The 18,154-nt window shown below is 59.1% G+C and carries 14 protein-coding genes; 8 read left to right on the top strand and 6 right to left on the bottom strand.

Annotated elements, in window-relative coordinates; all coding sequences use genetic code 11:
• Positions 1–24: 24 nt before the first annotated feature.
• From cydD to infA, 4 genes are all read left to right on the top strand, one after another.
• A complete protein-coding gene (gene cydD, locus WFN61_RS02660; RefSeq protein WP_337037498.1) occupies positions 25–1,791 on the top strand; it encodes a heme ABC transporter permease/ATP-binding protein CydD in 1,767 nt (588 codons plus the stop codon).
• Positions 1,792–3,513, top strand: coding sequence for a heme ABC transporter ATP-binding protein/permease CydC (gene cydC / locus WFN61_RS02655; RefSeq protein WP_337037497.1), 1,722 nt, complete (start codon positions 1,792–1,794; stop codon positions 3,511–3,513).
• A 69-nt stretch (positions 3,514–3,582) separates the two neighbouring features.
• Entirely contained in the window at positions 3,583–4,287 is a 705-nt protein-coding gene (aat, locus tag WFN61_RS02650; RefSeq protein ID WP_257757062.1) for a leucyl/phenylalanyl-tRNA--protein transferase, read from the top strand.
• Positions 4,288–4,571: 284 nt separating this feature from the next.
• A complete protein-coding gene (gene infA / locus WFN61_RS02645) occupies positions 4,572–4,790 on the top strand; it encodes a translation initiation factor IF-1 (RefSeq protein ID WP_002211347.1) in 219 nt (72 codons plus the stop codon).
• Positions 4,791–4,880: 90 nt separating this feature from the next.
• Here infA and clpA read toward each other — a convergent pair whose 3' ends face one another.
• Positions 4,881–7,157 (bottom strand): ATP-dependent Clp protease ATP-binding subunit ClpA, encoded by a 2,277-nt coding sequence (gene clpA, locus WFN61_RS02640; RefSeq protein ID WP_144813040.1) that lies wholly within the window; start codon positions 7,155–7,157, stop codon positions 4,881–4,883.
• 28 nt (positions 7,158–7,185) lie between these two features.
• Positions 7,186–7,506: an ATP-dependent Clp protease adapter ClpS gene (gene clpS / locus WFN61_RS02635; RefSeq protein WP_144813043.1), complete on the bottom strand. Its 321-nt coding sequence runs from the start codon at positions 7,504–7,506 to the stop codon at positions 7,186–7,188.
• Positions 7,507–7,835: 329 nt separating this feature from the next.
• Between clpS and cspD the strand changes: the two genes are divergently transcribed.
• Complete coding sequence (gene cspD / locus WFN61_RS02630) at positions 7,836–8,069, top strand: cold shock-like protein CspD (RefSeq protein WP_144813047.1); 234 nt, start codon at positions 7,836–7,838, stop codon at positions 8,067–8,069.
• 68 nt (positions 8,070–8,137) lie between these two features.
• Here the strand turns inward: cspD and macB are convergent, their stop codons facing one another.
• The 3 genes from macB to WFN61_RS02615 all read right to left on the bottom strand — a co-directional run bounded on the left by macB (position 8,138) and on the right by WFN61_RS02615 (position 12,948).
• Entirely contained in the window at positions 8,138–10,081 is a 1,944-nt protein-coding gene (gene macB / locus WFN61_RS02625; protein ID WP_257757061.1) for a macrolide ABC transporter ATP-binding protein/permease MacB, read from the bottom strand.
• Positions 10,078–11,193 carry a macrolide transporter subunit MacA gene (gene macA / locus WFN61_RS02620; protein ID WP_222890027.1) on the bottom strand — a complete coding sequence of 372 codons (1,116 nt, stop codon included), beginning with the start codon at positions 11,191–11,193 and terminating at the stop codon, positions 10,078–10,080. Before macA ends, macB begins: the two co-directional genes overlap by 4 nt.
• 96 nt (positions 11,194–11,289) lie before the next feature.
• Positions 11,290–12,948: an ATP-dependent endonuclease gene (locus WFN61_RS02615; protein WP_257757057.1), complete on the bottom strand. Its 1,659-nt coding sequence runs from the start codon at positions 12,946–12,948 to the stop codon at positions 11,290–11,292.
• 213 nt (positions 12,949–13,161) lie between these two features.
• Here WFN61_RS02615 and hcp point away from each other — a divergent pair, with 213 nt between their 5' ends.
• Both hcp and hcr read left to right on the top strand, forming a co-directional pair.
• Positions 13,162–14,814, top strand: coding sequence for a hydroxylamine reductase (gene hcp, locus WFN61_RS02610; protein ID WP_257757055.1), 1,653 nt, complete (start codon positions 13,162–13,164; stop codon positions 14,812–14,814).
• 10 nt (positions 14,815–14,824) lie between these two features.
• Entirely contained in the window at positions 14,825–15,793 is a 969-nt protein-coding gene (hcr, locus tag WFN61_RS02605; RefSeq protein ID WP_312282209.1) for an NADH oxidoreductase, read from the top strand.
• A 46-nt stretch (positions 15,794–15,839) separates the two neighbouring features.
• On the opposite strand, the gene WFN61_RS02600 is transcribed toward hcr, so the two are convergent.
• The gene (locus tag WFN61_RS02600) at positions 15,840–16,268 is read right to left on the bottom strand and encodes a DoxX family protein (RefSeq protein ID WP_103819673.1); all 429 of its coding nucleotides are present in this window, start codon (positions 16,266–16,268) and stop codon (positions 15,840–15,842) included.
• Between the two features lie 149 nt (positions 16,269–16,417).
• Here WFN61_RS02600 and poxB point away from each other — a divergent pair, with 149 nt between their 5' ends.
• Positions 16,418–18,136 carry a ubiquinone-dependent pyruvate dehydrogenase gene (gene poxB, locus WFN61_RS02595; protein WP_312282210.1) on the top strand — a complete coding sequence of 573 codons (1,719 nt, stop codon included), beginning with the start codon at positions 16,418–16,420 and terminating at the stop codon, positions 18,134–18,136.
• The last annotated feature ends 18 nt before the right edge of the window (positions 18,137–18,154 follow it).

The raw sequence follows: 18,154 nt of genomic DNA, 5'->3' as shown, positions 1-18,154 counted from the left end.
GACAAGCCACCTGCTAAGCGCGCAATGAATAAAACCCGTCAACAAGAATTAACCCGCTGGTTAAAACAGCAAAGTATTTTCTCCCGCCGTTGGCTGCTGGCGTCACGCCTGCTGGGCCTGGCTAGCGGTCTGTTGATTGTCGCCCAGGCCTGGCTGCTGGCGCGCATTCTCAACTACCTGATCATGGAAAATATTCCGCGCGAGGCGCTGCTGCTGCCGTTTGTCCAGCTGGTGCTGGTGTTTGTCCTGCGCGCCTGGGTGGTCTGGCTGCGCGAGCGCGTCGGCTTTCACGCGGGCCTGCACATCCGGTATGAGATCCGCCGCCAGGTGCTCGACCGCCTGCAGCAGGCTGGGCCCGCCTGGATCCAGGGGCGACCGGCTGGCAGCTGGGCCACGCTGATCCTTGAGCAGATTGACGATATGCACGACTACTACGCCCGCTACCTCCCGCAGATGGCGCTGGCGGTGAGCGTGCCGCTGCTGATTGTGATTGTCATCTTCCCTTTTAACTGGGTTGCGGCACTGATCCTGCTGGCCACGGCCCCGCTGATCCCCACCTTTATGGCGATGGTAGGCATGGGTGCCGCCGATGCTAACCGTCGCAACTTCAAGGCGCTGGCCCGCCTGAGCGGCCACTTTCTCGACCGCCTGCGCGGAATGGAGACGCTGCGCGTCTTTGGCCGCGGTGCGGCAGAGACGGATAATATTCGTAAAGCCTCGGAAGATTTTCGCGGCCGCACCATGGAAGTGCTGCGTCTGGCGTTTCTCTCCTCTGGTGTACTGGAGTTCTTCACCTCGCTCTCCATTGCGCTGGTGGCGGTTTACTTTGGCTTCTCTTACCTTGGTGAGCTGAACTTCGGCCACTATGGCACCGGCGTAACGCTGTTCTCTGGTTTTCTGGCCCTGATCCTGGCCCCGGAGTTTTTCCAGCCGCTGCGCGATTTAGGCACCTTTTACCATGCGAAAGCGCAGGCCGTTGGCGCGGCGGATAGCCTGAAAACCTTCCTGGAGACGCCGCTCGCCCACCCAGAGCGTGGTGAGGCAGTGCCTGACGATAGCAACGGCATCGGCCTCTGTGCCCGCGATCTCTGGATCACCTCGCCGGAAGGTGCGGTGCTGGCCGGTCCGCTGAACTTTACCCTGCCCGCAGGCCAGCGCGTGGTGCTGGTAGGTCAGAGCGGCTCGGGTAAAAGCTCGCTTATTAATACTCTCTCCGGCTTCCTCTCCTACCGGGGATCATTGCAGATTAACGGTACCGAGCTGCGCGATCTTAACCCCGCGGCCTGGCGTCAGCGCCTGAGCTGGGTGGGACAAAACCCGCAGCTTCCGGCGGCCACGCTGCGTGAAAACGTGCTGCTGGCGCGTCCCGATGCCAGCGAAGCGGAGCTTAACGCCGCGCTGGATAGCGCCTGGGTGAGTGAATTCCTGCCGCTGTTGCCGCAGGGCATCGACACGCCGGTTGGCGATCAGGCGGCACGGCTCTCGGTCGGCCAGGCCCAGCGGGTGGCAGTGGCGCGTGCCCTGCTCAACCCTTGCCAGCTGCTGCTGCTAGATGAGCCTGCCGCCAGCCTGGATGCGCACAGCGAACAGCGTGTGATGCAGGCATTAAACGCCGCCTCCCTGCGCCAGACCACGCTGATGGTCACTCACCAGCTGGAGGGGCTTGCCGACTGGGATGCCGTCTGGGTAATGCAGGATGGGTCGATTGTCGAACAGGGTACCTTTGCCGAGCTTTCCGCCGCCAACGGGACCTTTGCCGCCCTGCTCGCTCATCGTCAGGAGGAGATTTAAATGCGCGCGCTTATCCCTTTTCTTGCGCTTTATAAGCGCCACATCTGGCTGCTGACGCTGGGCGTCGTGCTGGCAATCGTCACCCTGCTGGCGAGCATTGGCCTGATCACGCTCTCAGGCTGGTTCCTCTCCGCCTCGGCGGTCGTTGGCGTGAGCGGGCTATACAGCTTTAACTACATGCTCCCCGCCGCCGGGGTGCGCGGCGCGGCGATTACCCGTACGGCAGGACGCTACTTCGAACGGCTGGTGAGCCACGATGCGACCTTCCGCGTGCTTCAGCATCTGCGCGTCTCGACCTTCAGCAAGCTGCTGCCGCTCTCCCCCGCCGGGCTGGCGCGCTTTCGCCAGGGCGATCTGCTTAACCGCATCGTGGCGGACGTGGATACTCTGGACCATCTCTACCTGCGGGTGATCTCCCCGCTGGTGGGGGCGCTGGTGACCATTGTGGTGGTGACGATAGGCCTGAGCATTCTGGATGTCAGCCTGGCCCTGACCCTTGGCGGTATCATGCTGCTGACGCTGCTGCTGCTCCCGCCCCTGTTCTATCGCGCCGGGAAACCCACCGGCGAGAAGCTGACTACCCTGCGCGGCGAGTATCGTCAGCAGGTAACGAGCTGGCTGCAGGGCCAGGCGGAGCTGACGATTTTCGGCGCAAGCGAACGCTACCGGGCGCAGATGGAGAACACCGAGCTAAGCTGGCACGATGCCCAGCGCCGTCAGTCAGAGCTTACCGCGCTGTCGCAGGCGGTGATGCTGCTGATCAACGCCGTCGCCGTCCTCGCCATGCTGTGGCTCGCGGCGGGTGGCGTCGGGGGTGATACCCAGCCGGGGGCGCTGATTGCGCTCTTTGTCTTCTGTGCGCTGGCTGCCTTTGAGGCGCTGGCGCCGGTGACGGGGGCGTTTCAGCATCTGGGGCAGGTCATTGCCTCTGCGGTGCGGATCACGCAGATTACCCAGCATCCTCCCGAGGTGCGCTTCAGTGAAAACCAGACGCCGCCGCCTGCTCAGGTGGCGCTGACCCTGACTAACGTTAGTTTTAGCTATGCCCAGCAGCCGCAAAAGGCGCTGGACGACCTCTCATTACAGATCAACGCCGGGGAGCACGTTGCCATTCTGGGACGCACCGGCTGCGGTAAATCCACGCTTCTGCAGCTGCTGACGCGCGCCTGGGATCCTGCCGCAGGCGAGATTGCCCTTAACGGCCAGCCGCTTGCGTCCCTGAGCGAATCCGCCCTGCGGGCGGCAGTTAGCGTCGTGCCTCAGCGCGTGCATCTGTTTAGCGCCACCCTACGCGATAACCTGCTGCTGGCCTCGCCGCGGGCAACGGATGACACCCTCGCGGCGGTGCTCGCTCAGGTGGGGCTGGAGAAGCTGCTGGACGAGAGCGGGCTAAACAGCTGGCTCGGCGAAGGTGGCCGTCAACTCTCCGGCGGCGAACTGCGGCGGCTGGCGGTAGCGCGTGCGCTGCTGCATGATGCGCCGCTGCTGCTGCTGGATGAGCCTACCGAAGGGCTGGATGCGACCACCGAGCGTCAAATTCTTGATTTACTTGAGCGCGTTACCCAGGGCAAAACCGTGCTGATGGTGACCCACCGCCTGCGTGGATTATCGCGTTTCGATCGCATTATTGTGATGGACAATGGTCAAATAATTGAGCAAGGTAATCATACAGCGTTACTGGCCAAACAGGGTCGTTATTACCAGTTTAAGCAACGGCTGTAGAGGACTGACCAGGCACAGGGTGCCTGGTTCAATGGATTAACTATTGTTGCGTTGCGGAGCGTTATCGCTATGCGCCTGGCTCAGCTATCTCATCACTCGCTTGCGTTTCCCTCCCCTGAGGGCGCGCTGCGTGAACCCAATGGACTGCTGGCGCTGGGAGGCGATCTCAGTCCGGCTCGCCTGCTGATGGCCTATCAGCGAGGCATCTTCCCCTGGTTCTCTCCCGGCGATCCGATCCTCTGGTGGTCCCCCGATCCCCGGGCGGTACTGTGGCCTGCCCGCTTTCACGTCAGCCGCAGCATGAAGCGCTTTCATAAAAACTCGCCCTACCGCGTGACGCTGAACCACGATTTTAGCCGGGTGATCGACGGCTGCGCGGCCGATCGCAACGAAGGAACGTGGATCACCCCCGCAGTGGTGCTGGCCTACCTGCGTCTGCACGAGCTGGGCCATGCTCATTCAATTGAGGTCTGGGAGGGAGAGGAGCTGGTTGGCGGCATGTACGGCGTTGCTCAGGGGGCGCTGTTCTGCGGCGAATCCATGTTTAGCCGCCGGGTCAACGCCTCGAAGACCGCTCTGCTGGTGTTCTGCGCGGAGTTCTTGCGCCAGGGAGGCGAGCTGATCGACTGTCAGGTGTTGAACGAGCATACCGCCTCGCTGGGGGTGGGTGAAATGCCGCGTCGGGACTACCTTCAGCATCTGGAGCGCCTGCGTCATCAGCCGCTTTCTCCACGTTGCTGGCTGCCGCGCACCTTATTTATGCCAGCCCTATGAATGTTTTCGGCATATTTTCTTTCAGAGTGCTATAATAGCGGCGCAGAGTAGCTTCTGCCTGTTGCCCCGCCGCCGCTTGGGAATAGCTCGAATCAGGTAACGCCCATCGTTTATCTTATCGCTCCCCTTTAGGTTTGCGCGTTTTGCGCCGCTTCGCTGGCGCGAGGGTAATACGCCAAGGTTACTTTGCTGCGTTTTATCAGCACAAATCTTTACTTAACAGACGAACTTCGGCATTATCTTGCCGGTTCAAAAATTTTGGTAGTGATACCCCCGAGGACTAGATGGCCAAAGAAGACAATATTGAAATGCAGGGTACCGTACTTGATACGTTGCCTAATACCATGTTTCGCGTAGAACTGGAAAACGGTCACGTGGTAACTGCGCATATCTCCGGTAAAATGCGTAAAAACTATATCCGCATTCTGACGGGCGACAAAGTGACTGTTGAGCTGACCCCGTACGACCTGAGCAAAGGCCGCATTGTCTTCCGTAGTCGCTAATCGCATCGCTACTGTGCGGTAATTGCACAGATTATGAATAGTAAAAGGCCGGGAACTATCCCGGCCTTTTTTATTGGCATAAATGAGAGATTAATGCGCCGCTTCCGGCTTGTGCTTTTGCGCACCCTGGAAGTCGTAGAGCAGTTCGTTTTTCTCGGCGTCCAGCTCGACCGTCACCTGACCACCGTCCACCAGCGTTCCAAACAGCAGCTCGTTGGCCAGCGGTTTTTTCAGGTTGTCCTGAATCACGCGTGCCATTGGACGTGCACCCATGGCGCGATCGTAACCCTTCTCTGCCAGCCAGTCGCGTGCTTCCTGACTGACCTCCAGCGAGACGCCTTTCTGATCCAGCTGCACCTGAAGCTCGACGATAAACTTATCCACCACCTGATGAATAACCTCGGTAGAGAGGTGATCGAACCAGATAATATTGTCGAGACGGTTACGAAACTCCGGCGTAAAGATCTTTTTGATCTCTTCCATCGCATCGGTGCTGTTGTCCTGGTGGATCAGGCCGATAGATTTACGCTCGGTTTCGCGTACCCCGGCGTTGGTGGTCATCACCAGCACCACGTTACGGAAGTCCGCTTTGCGCCCGTTGTTATCGGTCAGGGTACCGTTATCCATCACCTGCAGCAGCAGGTTAAAGACGTCCGGGTGCGCCTTCTCGATCTCATCGAGCAGCAGTACCGCATGCGGATGCTTGATCACCGCGTCCGTTAACAGACCGCCCTGATCGAAACCTACGTATCCCGGAGGCGCACCAATCAGGCGGCTCACGGTATGACGCTCCATATACTCGGACATATCAAAGCGCAGCAGCTCGATACCCAGCGCTTTGGAGAGCTGAACCGTGACTTCGGTTTTACCGACCCCGGTCGGTCCGGCAAACAGGAACGAGCCTACTGGCTTGTGATCCTGACCGAGTCCGGCGCGGCTCATCTTAATGGCTTCGGTTAAGGCCTCAATGGCTTTATCCTGACCAAAGACCAGCATTTTCAGGCGCTCGCCGAGGCTCTTCAGCGTATCGCGATCGCTCTGGGAAACGCTCTTCTCAGGAATACGTGCGATGCGGGCCACCACCGTTTCGATATCCGCCACGTTGATGGTTTTTTTACGCTTGCTAACCGGCATCAGACGCGCACGCGCTCCGGCCTCGTCAATCACGTCGATAGCCTTATCCGGCAGATGGCGGTCGTTAATGTATTTCACCGCCAGCTCCACCGCCGCACGCACCGCTTTCGCGGTATAACGCACGTCGTGGTGCGCTTCATACTTCGGCTTCAGGCCGTTGATAATCTGTACCGTCTCTTCGACAGACGGCTCGGTGATATCAATTTTCTGGAAGCGACGCGCCAGAGCACGGTCTTTCTCAAAGATGTTGCTGAACTCTTGATAGGTGGTAGAGCCCATCACGCGGATCTTGCCGCTGGAGAGCAGCGGTTTGATCAGGTTTGCGGCATCAACCTGTCCACCCGACGCGGCACCCGCCCCGATAATGGTGTGGATCTCGTCGATAAACAGAATGCTGTTGCTGTCCTGTTCGAGCTGCTTCAGCAGCGCCTTGAAACGTTTCTCAAAGTCACCGCGGTACTTGGTGCCGGCCAGCAGCGAGCCAATATCCAGCGAGTAGATAGTGCAGTCGGCCATCACTTCCGGCACATCGCCCTGCACAATACGCCAGGCAAGGCCTTCGGCAATCGCCGTTTTACCGACGCCAGACTCACCCACCAGCAGCGGGTTGTTTTTGCGGCGACGGCACAGCACCTGGATAGCTCGCTCAAGCTCCCTTTCGCGACCGATCAGCGGGTCAATGCCGCCGACACGAGCAAGCTGATTGAGATTGGTGGTGAAGTTTTCCATACGTTCCTCCCCGCCTGCCTGCTCTTCGTGATTTGCCTGGCTGCCGGGATCGGAAGCCTGATTCGGTTCATCTTTCCGCGTGCCGTGGGAGATAAAGTTCACCACGTCGAGACGGCTCACCTCATGCTTACGCAGCAGATAGGCAGCCTGAGACTCCTGTTCGCTAAAGATGGCGACCAGGACGTTCGCGCCGGTCACTTCGCTGCGGCCGGAGGACTGAACGTGGAATACCGCGCGCTGCAGTACACGCTGGAAGCTGAGCGTCGGTTGCGTATCGCGCTCCTCTTCGCTGACGGGCAGCACCGGTGTGGTTTGTTCGATGAAGGCTTCGAGTTCCTGACGCAGCGCCACCAGATCGACAGAGCACGCTTCAAGCGCCTCGCGAGCCGATGGGTTGCTGAGCAGAGCCAGCAATAAGTGCTCTACGGTCATAAACTCATGTCGGTGCTCGCGCGCTCTGGCGAAAGCCATATTTAAACTGAGTTCCAGTTCCTGGTTGAGCATTGGGCACCCCCTCAATAGTTTGCCTTAATCAGGCGAGTTCCTGCGTACACAACAACGGATGTTCGTTCTCCCGGGCGTATTTGTTCACCATCTCCACCTTGGTCTCTGCTACTTCAGCAGTGAAAATGCCGCAGATGGCTTTCCCGTGATAGTGAACCGTGAGCATCAATTGCGTAGCGCGTTCTACATCATAAGAAAAGAACTTTTGTAGCACGTCAATAACAAATTCCATCGGCGTGTAATCATCGTTCATTAACATAACTTTATACATAGATGGCGGTTTTAGCCCTTCGCGCAGCTTATCCGCCGTCAATTGGTCAAAATCCAGCCAATTATTAGACTTACCCATCGTTGTTCGCTTTCATCTAAGGTTGCCATTTCCGACAGAGTGCACCCTGTCGTTGACTTGAGTCTAGATGCATTTTGAATCTACATCAGGATCCAAATAACTAACATCTATCATTGCTATTCGCGAGGCCTGTCACAAACCCAGGCAATAGCGTTAACTGCTTCAAATTTTCGAGTGAATCATCCTGCTGGACGCTGCCAAACGCTTGACGCTAACCCCGATTTATCTAAATTGTACAGGCGAGAGTTGGCGAGGTTTTGAACAAACCCAGACTCTGCCACCGGTTCATTCCATCTTACTCAAAGAAGATTAACGAAGGATGTCGAAGCATGGAAACGGGTACTGTTAAATGGTTCAACAATGCTAAAGGGTTCGGTTTTATCTGCCCTGAGGGCGGCGGCGAAGATATCTTCGCCCACTACTCTACCATCCAGATGGAGGGTTACAGAACGCTCAAGGCAGGACAAACCGTCCAGTTTGATGTACACCAGGGGCCGAAAGGCAATCATGCCAGCGTCATCGTGCCCGTTGAAGCCGTGGCGTTCGTCGAGGCCGTTGCCTGACGCCGCTTAGTTTAATTGTGTACATCCTGCACCTAAAATGCCAGCCACACGCTGGCATTTTTATCACCCTACTCCCGCGCCAGCGCCTCAACCGGATCGAGTCGGGCGGCGTTGCGCGCCGGCAGCCAGCCAAACAGCACCCCGGTAAAGGTTGAGCAGACAAACGCCGTAATCAGCGCAACCGGGGAGAAGCCGATCTCCCAGCCGGGTAAAAAGAGCTGAAGCGTAAAGGCAATGAGCATCGACAGGCAGACGCCTAATGCGCCCCCCACCAGGCAGACCAGTACTGCCTCAATCAAAAACTGTGACAGCACGTCGGTTTTACGCGCCCCCACCGCCATGCGGATGCCAATCTCCCGGGTGCGCTCGGTGACCGAAACCAGCATGATATTCATCACACCGATGCCCCCCACCAGCAGGGAGATCACCGCCACCAGCGTCAGGAAAAGCTGAAGAGTACGTGTGGTCTTTTCTGCGGTTTTCAAGATCCCATCCATGTTCCAGGTGAAGAAATCTTTTTTGCCATGACGCAGGGTAAGCAGTCGCGTCAGCTGAAGTTCAGCACGTTCGCTGCTGTAACCTTCGTTCACCCGCACGGTGATGGAGTTCAGCCAGGACTGGCCCATAATGCGTCCTGACATGGTGGAATAAGGCAGCCAGACGCGCAGGATCTTGCTGCTGCCGAACATGCTCTGCTTCTCCTGGGCTACGCCGATCACCGTCGCTGGCATGTTGCCCACCAGCACAATTTCACCCACGACTTTGGCCTTATTGGGAAAGAGCTGACGTCGGGTATTCTCGTCCAGGATCACGACCTGGGCGCGGCCGGTAAGCTGCTGATCGTTGAAGGTGGTCCCCTCGCTGAAGGTCATCCCGTAGACGTTAAAATACTGCCCGCTGACGCCGTTAGCGCTGGCGGCCACGTCGGTCCCGCCGTAGCGCAGGCGCAGGTTCTGGGATACCGCCGGGGTCGCCGAGCGAACCCAGGGCTGCTTCTGGATAGCAATCAGATCGTCATATTTCAGCGCCTGCTGGTACTGCGGATCGTCATCGCCAAAATCTTTCCCTGGATAGACGTCAATGGTGTTGGTCCCGATGGCGCGGATATCTGCCAGCACCAGCTGTTTGGCGGCATCCCCTACCACCACAATCGACACCACCGAGGCGATGCCGATAATAATCCCCAGCATGGTCAGTAGGGTGCGCATCTTATTGGCCGCCATCGCCCGCCACGCCATGGTCAATGCCTCACGAAAACCACTGCTGAACTGCTTCCAGCCGTTATCGGGCTGGACGCTGGGCTGCTGGCGGACGGCTTCCGGCTTCACCGCTGGCGGTGGATTGCGGATAATCTCGCCGTCGCGGATCTCAACGATCCGCTCAGCCTGCGCCGCCACCTGCGGATCGTGGGTGACGATAATCACCGTGTGGCCCGCATCGCGCAGCTGATGGAGGATAGCCATGACCTCCTCTCCCGAATGGCTATCCAACGCCCCGGTGGGCTCATCGGCGAGGATCACCTGCCCACCGTTCATCAGCGCCCTGGCAATACTGACGCGCTGCTGCTGGCCGCCGGAGAGCTGAGAAGGCTGATAGCTCTCCCGCTCCGCCAGCCCCAGCCGCTTCAGCAGCGCATTGGCGCGGGCCAGCCGTGCTTTGCGCTCGGTACCCGCGTAGACCGCAGGTACCTCCACGTTCTGCGCCGCCGTCAGGTGGGAGAGCAGATGGTAGCGCTGGAAGATAAAGCCGAAATGCTCCCGGCGCAGGCGGGCCAGCGCGTCACCGTCCAGCGTGGCGACGTCCACTCCCGCCACCCGGTAGCTGCCGATGGTGGGTTTATCCAGGCAGCCAAGGATATTCATCAGGGTCGATTTACCCGAGCCGGATGCGCCCACGATGGCCACCATCTCACCGGCGACGATATCCAGGGTGACACCTTTCAGCACCTCAACCATGCCTTCGCCTGAGGGGTAGCTGCGGCGAATATCTCGCAGCTCAAGCAGGGTCGTCATGGTGCGGCTCCGGCGTTATCCTGGTCGATGACGACCTCATCGCCCTCCTCCAGGCCTTTCACGACTTCAGCGTCGGTATCGTTGCGCGCCCCAAGCGTTACCTCCCGCTCGCGGGTTTCACCGTTGCGCAGCAGCGTGACCTTGTAACGGTTATCGCCAATGGGTTCACCCAGCGCCGCCAGCGGAATGGTCAGCACGTTTTTCACCGTCGAGAGTTGAATATGGACCTGAGCGGTCATCTCCAGACGCAGTACCCCTTGCGGATTCGGCACCTCAAAACGCGCATAGTAGAAGATGGCGTCGTTAACCTTCTCTGGCGTCGGCAGAATATCCTTCAGCACCCCTTCGTAACGCGTCAGCGGATCCCCCAGTACGGTGAACCACGCCTTCTGCCCCGGCTTGAGGTGAATAACGTCCGCTTCTGAAACCTGGGCTTTGACCAGCATGGTGCTCATATCCGCCAGGGTGAGAATGTTTGGCGCCTGCTGGGCGGCGATCACCGTCTGGCCTTGCAGGGTCGTAATCTGCGTCACCTCTCCCGCCATCGGGGCGATAATCCGCGTGTAGTCGAGGTTGGTTTTTGCCGTGTCGAGCGTGGCCTGGTTACGCTTGATCTGCGCTTCGATGGTACCGGTCTGCGCCTCTTTTACCGCCAGCTCAGTGGCGGCGCTGTCGAGATCCTGGCGTGATACCGCCTGGGTCCTGGCCAGCTGCTGCTGACGGGAGAGGGTGACCGCCGCCAGCCGCTTCTCCGCCTCCGCCTGACGGCGCTGGGCCCGCAGCTCCATTAGGGTTGCCTCTACTTCACGGATCTGGTTCTGCGCCTGCTCGGGATCGATCACCCCCAGCAGCTGATCCTTTTTCACCTTGTCGCCGATGTTAACCGACAGGGTTTTCAGCTGCCCGCTCACCTGGGCACCTACGTCAACCTTGCGCAAGGCATCCAGCTTGCCTGTCGCCAGCACGCTCTGCTGAAGCTCCCCAGGTCGGACGATCAGCGTCTGGTATTGCGCGATCGGCGCGTTGAGCTTCTGCCATCCCCAAACGGCAACGATCAGCAGGAGCAGCGCCAGCGCGACGTAAATCTTCCTGCGTTTTCCCTTAAGATTCATAAAAATTCCGGATAGTTAACCTGACTACACTGAAACAATTCTATATGAACCGCCTGCCGCTGAAACCCTCTCTTTTTTTGCCTCAACGTTTCAGGATTAGTCTGCCCGTCCACGCGCCAGCCACAGCACGCGGGAGAACATGCTGCGTAACAGCGGCGGAACCGCCTCTACGCCGCGCCGTCCCGCCTCCAGCGCCACCTCGATGGCCAGGTCCGGCTTGGAGGAGCGGTGAATCGCTTTAACGATCACCCGCCGCTCGTTCATGCGGATCCCCTCAGGCAGCTGGGCCACGCGGTGATAGACATCAGCGAAGCCCTGGCGGTACATGAAATGCTCCATATCAAGGGCGGGCAGCACCGTTAAATGCTCCCGCTCCAGCGCCTTGTCATTATCGAGCAGGCTGCGCACCGTGGCGGCGTATTTTTTCCCCGCCTCGTCGCCATCGACCAGCACATGCCACGCGATGCCCATCCGCCGGGCAAACTTTACCAGCGGCCTGAGGCCGGACTGAGCAAACTCAATCACCTTAATCCCTTCAGCATCGAAGTGGTGACCGCACTGACGGGCCAGTTCGCTGATGGTCCAGGTCTCGGTCTCCCCCTCTACCAGCAGCCAGCAGCGGGCAAAGAGCGACGAGGGACGGTTGGCACGAATATGAAAGGCGATGCGGCGGCCATCCTCCGCGCTTAGCCCGCCCGGCCCCAGCCGCCAGGCAGCGACCCGCGAGGCCTCGCGCACCAGCCGACAGAGGTGCTCGACGGGCGTCAGGGAGAGCAGCTCCCCGGAGTTGGTGGTGGTAATACGCTGGAGCGGCAGCAGGTTGAGCAGGTGCCAGGCCACCGAGAGCATAATCGGGTGCAAGCGTGTCTCGGGATCTTCAATTAGCAGCAGCGGGCGCGCGTCCCTGTCCAGCTGCACGGTTCCCTTGGCTTTTAACAGGGTGGCGAACAGGCCCAGCAGGATCACCCGATGGCTGCGGCCGCCGGGCCTGTCGATCATTCGGTTGATGATATCAAGATAGCGCCAGCTGCGCTGCTCATCGTGGGAGCGGCGGCGCATCAGGCGCTGGCGCGATTCACCGGTGCCCTGCTCAGCAAAATAGTGCTCCAGCAGCTGCACCATCGCCGATAGCCCCTGACGGATCTGCCCGTCGCTGAGGTTTTGCGGGCGCGAAACCAGATCGTGGGCCAGCACGTCGAGCTGACGGGCGGTGAAGTCCACCTCCGGCAAATCCGGCACGCTACCGTTGCGAATACGGCGCATAAAACGGGCATCGCGCAGGCGCAGAACCGGCATCAGCCGGACCAGGTGCTGTGCCAGGCCATCGGCTTCCGTCAGCGTCAGCGTCTGGCCCTCGGCATCCAGAAAACTGCGGCGGGTGGTGACATGACCCTCATGAGTCTGCTCTGCTTCGAGACGATAGAAAATCCGCCGATAGCCATCCGTTCCCTGAGCCATGCAGTTCGCCAGCGGGCGATAGCGACGGGCACGATAGTTACCCGGCTCGGCTTCACAAAAGGTCAGAATGATATGCAGGTGGCGCTCGCGACCCTGCATATCACCGGGGGGAAACCAGAAGTCATTGCGGGTAAACGTATACAGTTCTGTTTCCGGTGAGAGCAGAAGCGTGAGCGCATCCAGCAGGCTCGATTTTCCCCACGCATTTTCCCCTATCAGCACGTTATTGTGCTCCAGCATCAGCGACAAACGATTAATGCCGCGAAACCCTACAATCTCTACCCGCTCAAGTCGCATTTCGCCTCCCACAGAGTGTTTTTTAATCATTACATAAATTTGCGGGATGCTTAACGATATTATTCCCCCTGATACCCCTTTAGGCTTAGCTGCCCGTCAATAAAATTGCGCTAAATCAATCTCCCTTCAGATAGCATAAATATCGCTTTCACCGCCTTTCGCCGGGGCATAATCTTAAACATGTATTTAAAATATAACTTTATAGGTGTGACTATGTTTTGTGTGCAATGTGAACAAACTATCCGTACCCCGGCTGGCAACGGCTGCTCCTATGCGCAGGGTATGTGCGGTAAAACCGCAGAGACCTCTGACCTACAGGATCTCTTGATCGCAGCGCTGCAAGGCTTGTCCGCCTGGGCGCTGAAAGCCCGCGACTACGATCTGATCGATCATGAGATCGATAGCTTCTCCCCGCGCGCCTTCTTCTCCACCCTCACCAACGTGAACTTTGATTCACCGCGCATCGTCGGTTATGCCCAGGAAGCTATCGCCAAACGCGAGGCGCTGAAAGCGCTGTGCCTGAGCATCGATCCCACCGCCTCCGTTGATAACCCGATGGCGGGATTACAGCTGATCAGCGACGACCTGGGCGAGCTTCAGCGCCAGGCCGCTGTCTTTACCCCGAACAAAGACAAAGCCGAAATCGGCGACAATATTCTTGGCCTGCGCCTGCTCTGCCTCTACGGCCTGAAAGGGGCGGCAGCCTACATGGAGCATGCCCACGTGCTCGGCCAGTACGACAACGCCATCTACGCTCAGTACCATAAAATCATGGCGTGGCTGGGCACCTGGCCTGCGGATATGAATGCTCTGCTGGCGTGCGCCATGGAGATCGGCCAGATGAACTTCCAGGTGATGAGCATCCTCGATGCCGGAGAGACCAACGCCTATGGCCATCCGACCCCCACCCAGGTTAACGTCAAGGCGGTAGCCGGGAAATCTATTCTGATCTCCGGCCACGATCTGAAGGATCTGCACAACCTGTTGCAGCAGACCGAGGGCACAGGCGTGAACGTCTATACCCACGGCGAAATGCTGCCAGCGCACGGCTATCCGGAACTGCGTAAGTATAAACATCTGGTAGGTAACTACGGCAGCGGCTGGCAGAACCAGCAGGTGGAGTTTGCCCGCTTCCCTGGCCCCATCGTGATGACCTCCAACTGCATCATTGACCCGGCTCCGGGTGCCTATGACGATCGTATCTGGACCCGCAGCATCGTCGGCTGGCCGGGTGTAAGCCACCTCGAAGGTGATGATTTTGCGCCGGTGATCGCCCAGGCCCAGCAGATGGCGGGCTTCCCCTACAGCGAAATTGAACACCTGATCACCGTCGGCTTTGGCCGTCAAACCCTGCTCGGCGCGGCCGATACGCTGATCGACCTGGTGAGCAGGGAGAAGCTTCGCCATATCTTCCTGGTGGGCGGCTGCGACGGCGCACGCGGGGAGCGTAGCTACTTTACCGACTTCGCCACCAGCGTGCCGGAAGATTGCCTGATCCTCACCCTGGCCTGCGGTAAGTACCGCTTTAACAAGCTCGACTTTGGCAACATCGAAGGGCTGCCGCGCCTGGTGGATGCCGGTCAGTGCAACGACGCCTACTCGGCGATTATTCTGGCGGTGACCCTGGCAGAGAAGCTGGGCTGCGGAGTCAACGACCTGCCTCTGTCGCTGGTGCTCTCGTGGTTCGAGCAGAAAGCGATTGTGATCCTGCTGACCCTGCTCTCTCTGGGCGTCACCAATATCGTTACCGGTCCAACCGCACCGGGCTTCCTGACCCCGGATCTGCTGGCGGTGCTGAACGAGAAGTTTGGCCTGCGTTCGGTCACCACCGTTGAACAAGATATGCAGCAGCTGCTGAGCGCGTAAGGAGGAGATAATGACGATGCCAACCTCACAGTGTCCGTGGCGGATGCAGGTTCACCACATTCACCAGGAGACGCCGGATGTCTGGACGCTCTCTCTGCTGTGCCACGACTACTATCCGTACCGTGCCGGACAGTATGCTCTGGTCAGCATCGGCAACGCCGCCGATACCCTACGCGCCTATACGCTCTCCTCTACGCCGGGGGTAAGCGAGTACATTACGCTGACCGTGCGCCGTCTTGACGACGGCGTAGGCTCGCAGTGGCTGACGCAGGAGGTAAAACGCGGGGACTATATCTGGCTCTCTGACGCCCAGGGTGAGTTTACCTGTGACGATAAGCCTGGCGACCGGGTGCTACTGCTGGCGGCAGGCTGCGGCGTTACGCCGATTATGTCGATGCGCCGCTGGCTGGCGAAACACCGCCCGCAGGCCGACGTGCAGACTCTCTTCAGCGTGCGCTCGCCGCAGGACGTCATCTTCGCCGACGAGTGGCGTGACTATCCGGTCACCCTGCTGGCCGAGCACAACGCCACTTCAGGGTTTATTCCCGGTCGGTTGACCACCGAGCTGCTGCAGAGCGTGCCGGATCTCGCCTCGCGCACCGTGATGACCTGCGGCCCTGCGCCCTACATGGCGTGGGTGGAAAACACGGTAAAATCGCTGGGCGTAACGCGTTTCTACAAAGAGCAGTTCTTTGTGCCGGTCACAGCGGCGGCCAGCAGTGGGCTGAAGATCAGCGCCTTGCAGCTGGCGCGGGAATTTTACGCGCCGGTCGGTACGACCCTGCTGGAGGCGATGGAGAGCAATAAGGTTCCGGTTAACGTGGCCTGCCGGGCAGGCGTGTGCGGCTGCTGTAAAACGAAGGTGGTCGCCGGGGAGTATGCGGTGACCAGCACCATGACGCTGACCGATACCGAGGTTGCAGAGGGCTACGTGCTGGCCTGCTCCTGCCAGCCGCAGAGTGATTTAGTGCTTGCCTGAGTAAGGTAAATGCCCGGTGGCGCTATGCTTACCGGGCCTTGCAGAATTATGAATATTTTGGTGCCACGGAGTAGCGTCCGGCGCCTAAGAAAGCCACCGCCAGCGCCGCGATAAAGAAGTAGACCATGCTCTCAATCGCCCAGGCACCGGTTTTATCCAGCTGTCCGGTAATATTCACCCCTACCATCATCCAGGCAACGATCATCGTAAAGGCCAGCACCAGCGCCGCCGGGCGGGTGAAGATGCCGAGAATAATCAGCACCGGTGCCACCACCTCCCCAACCAGCACGCCGTAGGCGATAAACCCCGGCAGCCCCTTCGCCACCAGCATGCCGCTGATGCCATCCACACCGTCAATCAGCTTGTGCAGGCCGTGAAACAGCATCAGCCCACCCACCGTCAGACGCAGTAAAAAACGGCCTGCATCTTCATGTGCACACATTCTATTAACCGCATTTAACATTGATTTAACCATTTGAAATGATTCCTGTTTTCATTACCCATTGGCAAAAATCATCTTACGTTTAGTTACCGAAAAGCCACAGCAAATAAAGGGGCAACGGCGCTTCGTTTGCGCTTTTTCATCTAAGCTTGTTACCAACATCACAAAATGGAGATGACAAGATGAAACAAACCGTCGCCGCTTATATCGCCAAAACGCTTGAGCAAGCCGGGGTAAAACGCATCTGGGGCGTTACCGGTGATTCACTGAATGGGCTGAGCGATAGCCTCAACAAGATGGGCACTATCGAATGGATGTCGACCCGTCATGAAGAGGTCGCCGCCTTTGCCGCCGGGGCAGAAGCGCAACTAACGGGCGAGCTGGCGGTATGTGCAGGCTCATGCGGGCCAGGCAACCTGCATCTGATCAACGGCCTCTTTGACTGCCATCGCAACCACGTGCCGGTGGTGGCGATTGCGGCGCATATTCCCTCCAGCGAAATTGGCAGCGGCTACTTCCAGGAGACCCACCCGCAGGAGCTGTTCCGCGAGTGCAGCCACTACTGCGAGCTGGTCTCCAGCCCGGAGCAGATCCCGCAGGTGTTAGCCATCGCCATGCGTAAGGCGATCCTCAATCGCGGCGTCTCGGTGATCGTCCTGCCCGGCGACGTGGCGCTGAAGCCCGCGCCGGAGAGCGCCAGCAGCCACTGGTATAGCGCCCCGCAGCCGGTGGTGACCCCCACCGAAACAGAGCTGCACAAGCTCGCCCAGCTGCTGCGCTACTCCAGCAATATCGCCCTGATGTGCGGCAGCGGCTGTGCCGGGGCCCATGACGAGCTGCTTGCCTTTGCCGAAAAGCTGAAAGCACCGATTATCCATGCCATGCGCGGCAAAGAGCACGTGGAGTATGACAACCCCTACGACGTGGGCATGACCGGGCTGATCGGCTTCTCATCCGGCTTCCATGCCATGATGAACGCTGACACGGTGATATTGCTCGGCACCCAGTTCCCCTACCGGGCCTTCTACCCCACCGATGCTAAAATTATCCAGATTGATATCAACCCGGCCAGCATTGGCGCGCACAGCAAAGTAGACATGGCTCTGGTGGGCGATATCAAAACCACGCTGGCTGCCCTGCTGCCGCACCTGGAGGAGAAAACCGACCGCCGCTTCCTTGATAAAGCGCTGGAAGACTACCGCGACGCCCGCAAGGGCCTGGACGACCTGGCGAAGCCCAGCAGCAAGGTCATTCACCCGCAATACCTCGCCCAGCGGATCAGCGATTTTGCTGATGACGACGCCATCTTCACCTGCGACGTGGGAACGCCAACGGTGTGGGCCGCCCGCTACCTGAAGATGAACGGCAAGCGCCGCCTGCTTGGCTCCTTCAACCACGGTTCAATGGCCAACGCCATGCCGCAGGCGCTGGGAGCGCAGGCGACGCATCCCAGCCGTCAGGTAGTGGCGATGTGCGGCGACGGCGGGTTCAGCATGCTGATGGGTGATTTTCTCTCCCTGGCGCAGATGAACCTGCCGGTAAAAATCATCGTCTTTAACAACAGCGTGCTGGGCTTCGTGGCAATGGAGATGAAGGCCGGAGGCTATCTGACGGACGGAACCGACCTGCATGAGACCAACTTCGCCCGCATCGCAGAGGCGTGCGGTATTACCGGCATCCGCGTCGAGAAGTCCGCTGACGTCGACAGCGCCCTGCAGCGTGCGTTTGCCACCGAGGGACCGGTGCTGGTGGACGTAACGGTGGCAAAAGAGGAGCTCTCTATTCCGCCGCAGATCAAGCTTGAGCAGGCCAAGGGCTTCAGCCTCTATATGCTGCGCGCCATCATCAACGGTCGCGGCGATGAGGTCGTGGAACTGGCGAAAACCAACTGGCTCAGGTAAAACAGATGGCACGATCCT

This window comes from Pseudescherichia sp. AS216, assembly GCF_037152055.1.
Classification (GTDB): Bacteria; Pseudomonadota; Gammaproteobacteria; order Enterobacterales; family Enterobacteriaceae; genus Pseudescherichia.
The sequence above is the reverse complement of the archived record's forward strand: the minus strand, read 5'-3'. Positions and strand labels throughout refer to the sequence as shown.